At 64.9% G+C, this 4,231-nt stretch carries 4 protein-coding genes; 1 reads left to right on the plus strand and 3 read right to left on the minus strand.

The genetic code is table 11. From position 1 onward, the window contains the following. Positions 1–42 precede the first annotated feature (42 nt). Positions 43–855 (minus strand): NAD(+)/NADH kinase, encoded by an 813-nt coding sequence (locus V5A53_RS13240; RefSeq protein ID WP_332314090.1) that lies wholly within the window; start codon positions 853–855, stop codon positions 43–45. Positions 856–1,020: 165 nt separating this feature from the next. Here V5A53_RS13240 and V5A53_RS13245 point away from each other — a divergent pair, with 165 nt between their 5' ends. Further along, on the plus strand, positions 1,021–1,857 hold the full coding sequence (locus tag V5A53_RS13245; RefSeq protein WP_442928599.1) for a KaiC domain-containing protein: 837 nt from the start codon (positions 1,021–1,023) through the stop codon (positions 1,855–1,857). A 38-nt stretch (positions 1,858–1,895) separates the two neighbouring features. Here V5A53_RS13245 and V5A53_RS13250 read toward each other — a convergent pair whose 3' ends face one another. Both V5A53_RS13250 and V5A53_RS13255 read right to left on the minus strand, forming a co-directional pair. Continuing rightward, complete coding sequence (locus tag V5A53_RS13250) at positions 1,896–2,312, minus strand: universal stress protein (protein ID WP_332314091.1); 417 nt, start codon at positions 2,310–2,312, stop codon at positions 1,896–1,898. 63 nt (positions 2,313–2,375) lie between these two features. Continuing rightward, complete coding sequence (locus V5A53_RS13255) at positions 2,376–4,175, minus strand: ATP-binding protein (RefSeq protein WP_332314092.1); 1,800 nt, start codon at positions 4,173–4,175, stop codon at positions 2,376–2,378. Positions 4,176–4,231 lie beyond the last annotated feature (56 nt).

Here is a 4,231-nt window from a genome sequence, read left to right on the forward strand (position 1 = left end):
CGAGTAGCTATTTAAATAATAGCGGACGGCAAAACAGAAGGCTCACTCCAGTTTCCCGAGCGCCGCGAAGAAATCAAGCGGCGGCCCCGCGATCCGAACGGGGTTCTCGGCCCGGCGAATCCGAACATTCGTCGGGGGGTCGACCTGCTCCCGCGTTCGGCCGTCGGCGACGACGAAGGCGTGGTCGGCCTCCTCGACGCGGATGGTGAGTTCGGCGTCGGTCGGCACCGACAGCGACGGCATCCCGCCCTCGGCGCACATCTCGGTGACGACGAAAGCCGGGACATCGGGGTGGACGAGGGGGCCGCCCTCGCTGAGGTTGTAGGCTGTCGAGCCGGTCGGCGTCGATATGAGGACGCCATCGGCGCGGCCGCCCGAGTAGAGGTCGCCGTCGACCCGGATCTCGGTGCCGATACCGTTGTTGCGGCCCCGCTGGGGACCGAGGACCGTCACCTCGTTGACCGACGCCGGGAGTTGCCAGCCGTCGCCCTCCGCGCGGACCTGCGGGAGTTCCTGATAGTCGGTCTCGCCCGCACGGTAGCGGTCGATCTCGCGCTGGACCGTCTCGATTGCGTCCTCCGGAGAGACGACGTTGAGGAAGCCGACCTCGCCGAGGTTGACACCCATGACGGGCGTCGGCGTCACCTCGCGAGCGGTAAAGAGGAAGGTGCCGTCACCGCCGATAGAGACCACGAGGTCACAGGCCGCGAGGTCGCCGACCGACTCGCCGGATTTATCGAGGCTTTCGGCGGTTGCCAGATCGAGGGAGATGGATACATCGACGTTCCGGCGGATCTCGTCCGCGAGGGCGGCGGCCCGGGGGTTGTCCTGCTGGGCGACGATACCGACGTGCATCGACGCCGACTTCGGTGCCCTCCGACAAAAACCCCGGCGACACGGCGGGACCGACGGCGAACGACGCTGGCCCACCGCACGGGAAGTCGAACACGAAAGTACGGGTAACATTAACGGTGTAGCGAACTTACAGGTCGGTATGCGCGAGTCGGATCGAGGACAACCATGAGCGGCGACGGGGACGATTGGTTCGAAAGCGCTGATGACGAGCCCTTCGACGAGGACGAGGAGCTGTTCGAGGAGGACTTCGAAAGCGCGTTCGAGGGCGGTGGCAACGGCGAGGAGTTCGAGGAGGACTTCGAATCCGAGATTCCGCGTATCGACCTCGGCATCGAGGGACTCGACGAGATGGTTCAGGGCGGCGTCCCCGAGCGCTCGCTTCTGGCCGTCATGGGCTCCGCCGGGACCGGGAAGACCACCTTCGGCCTGCAGTTCCTCCAGCGGGGCATCGAGAACGACGAGAAAGCGATCTACATCACCCTCGAAGAGAGCCGCGATGCCGTCATCCAGGCCGCCGAGGAGAAGGGCTGGCCCTTCGAGGAGTACATCGAGGACCGGAAACTCGCCGTCGTCGACCTCGACCCCATCGAGATGGCCAACAGCCTCACCTCGATTCGCGGGGACCTCCCGCGCCTGGTCGACGATTTCGACGCCCAGCGGCTCGTCCTCGACTCCGTCTCCCTGCTGGAGATGATGTACGACAAGCAGGCCGACCGCCGGATGGAGATCTTCGATTTCACCCGCGCGCTGAAGGAAGCCGGCGTCACGACGATGGTGACCAGCGAGGCCAGCGAGGGCAACCCCTACGCGTCCCGCCACGGCATCATCGAGTACCTCACCGACGGCGTCTTCGTCCTCCAGTACGTCCGCTCGGAGTTCCGAGAGACGCGACTGGCCGTCGAGATACAGAAGATACGGAACGCCAATCACTCGCGGGAGACCAAGCCCTACGAAATCACCAGCGACGGGATCTCGGTCTACCAGCAGGCGAACATCTTTTAAACGGTTCGCCGATTCCGGCACCCTTTCTGTCAGGTCAATTATCTGACGACGGTGACCGGGACCGGTGACCGCCGAACCACGTTCTCCGCGACGCTACCGAGCAGTATCCGTGAGACGCCCTCGCGCCCGTGGCTGCCGATGACGACCTGATCACACTCGGCTGCCACGTCGGTAATCTCCCGGGCGGGGCGTCCGACCTCCTTGCGGGTCTCGACGTCGGCTCCGGCCGCCTCGGCGCGCTCACGGACCTCCTCGAAGAGTCTCTCGGTGGCTTCCTCCTGTGCATCGAGCCACTGGCCGGCTCCGGCGCCGCCGTCGAGGCCGATTCCGTAGCCCGCCTGTACGGGGTCGATGACCCGAAGCACGACGAGCGTCGCTTCGGGGAATCGCTCGGCGGCATGTTCGAAGGCCTTCCACGACTGCTTGGAGCCGTCCATCGGAACGAGAACTTGCATACGCAGAGGAACGCGGTGGGGGCCGATAAAGGTGGCCGGCACGGACAGCGAGGCCGAGCCGTATCAGTCCCGGCCGTGGCGGGTCAAACACCGCGGCAGACCGATGAGTTCGACCGGTTCGGAGTTGTCCGGCGAGTAGACGACCATCTGGCCCTTCTCCATGTAGGGGACCTTCCCTTCGAGGTTCGATGGGATGTTGACCGCCTTGATGGCGTCCTCGTCGCCGAGGTTGAGGACGATGGTCGTGTTGATCTGCTTGAAAATGGGGTCGGCGATGTCCTGTGGGTCCTGCGTGATGAGAAACAGGCCGAGACGCTCCTTGCGACCCTGTTTGGCCGCGTCGGCGAACTTGCCGATGACCTTGTTGGCCTGCACGCTGTCGGCGTCGGTCAGGAAGTTATGGGCCTCGTCCATCCCCAGAAGGAGCGGCGTCTCCTTGATGCGGTCGAACTCGGGGTCGTTCGAGAGTTTCTCGTCGACCAGAAGCGACGCCACCGCGAGCACGACCGTCGTCGTCGCCCGCGAATCGCTGATGTGGTAGGTCGGCACCGTCGTCAGACCGCCGGGGCGGACGAACTCCGAGACGAGGTCGGTGATGGGGCGGGCCTCCTGGTCGAAGACGTCGTCGAAGCCATAGACGCGGCGCTTGATGGCGTCGAAGGTGGCCTCGTGGACCCGACCCGACTCGTCGAGTTCCTCCTGTAGCGCCGGGTCGTCGAGGAACGATTTGAACTGGCTGTAGGTCCCGGAATCGCCGTACTGCCTCTTGAATCGCGGCAGAAGGACGCTCACCAAAGCACCGTACTGGTTGTCGTTGAGCGCCGAGCCCGCGATGAGCCACGGGTTGTCGTAGACCATCGAGAACGGGATGGTGAACTCCACCTGCTCGGCGCGGTGATGGGAGGCCGCATACGTCGCATCGCCGACCTTCGGGACGAACGCCTTGGTATCGTCGACGCCGCCGTGGGCGACGCCCTCCCGTTCCAGACGCCGCTCGTAGTCAGCGTCGATGGCTGGGTTGTCGTCGTGCATCTGAGCGTACTCGTCCTGCGGGTCGAACTGGACGACGGCTGGCGAGACATCGCGGCCGTCCTCGATGGGATACCGTCTCTCCTCGGCCAGATACTGCCGGAGCATGTTCTTCGCGCCGTGGGTCTTCCCCGACCCCGTCCCGCCGGCCACGAGCGTGTGCCGGAAGACCAGCGGGTCGCCGGATTCGTAGTCGTCCTTCAACCGATAGTCGATGGTCGGTGGGTCCGCAGCGGTACGGACCTTCTCGCCCCCGACCGAGAGATGGCCCACGAAGACGCCTTCCTCGGGGATCTTGAGACCGGTCTTGATCTCCGCGGAGTCCTCGGCCTGCCGGACCACGGTCTCGGGTTTCGGCACCCGGTCGGTCATCCGGCGTTTCAGTTCGCCACCCTCGGAGTAGAGGACGGCGACGGGTTCCAGCGACGCCATGAACTTGTAGTCGTTCTCGTCGATGTCGTCTTGGCGCATCGCCCGCCGGGAGTGGATCTCGGTTGCGTCGTCGGAGCGGAACTCCTGGGCGTATTCGAGGGCGACGATACGGCAGAAGAGTCGTTCGCCGTCGGGATAGGAGGCGATGAGGTAACTACCGATGCGGACGGCCGAGCGGTTCTCGACGGTGACGTACGCGCGGAGGCAGGTGTCGTCCTCTTCCTCGCTGATAATGAGACCCTCGGAGGCCGACAGCGTCCCGATGCCGCGGTCCGAGCCGGCAGGCGAGACGTCGACCTCCTCGAAATCGTCCTCGGCCTCGCCAGCGTCGGCGGTCTCGCCGCCGCTGGACGAGGAATCGTCGTCGGGCTCGTAATCCTCGAAATCGCCCAGATCGGACATACCTGTTCTGTGTTCGCCATCCGTCAAAAACCCTCTCTTGGCGCGGTGGAAGTAGA

It is taken from the genome of Natronomonas sp. (assembly GCF_036625485.1).
Lineage (GTDB): Archaea > Halobacteriota > Halobacteria > Halobacteriales > Haloarculaceae > Natronomonas.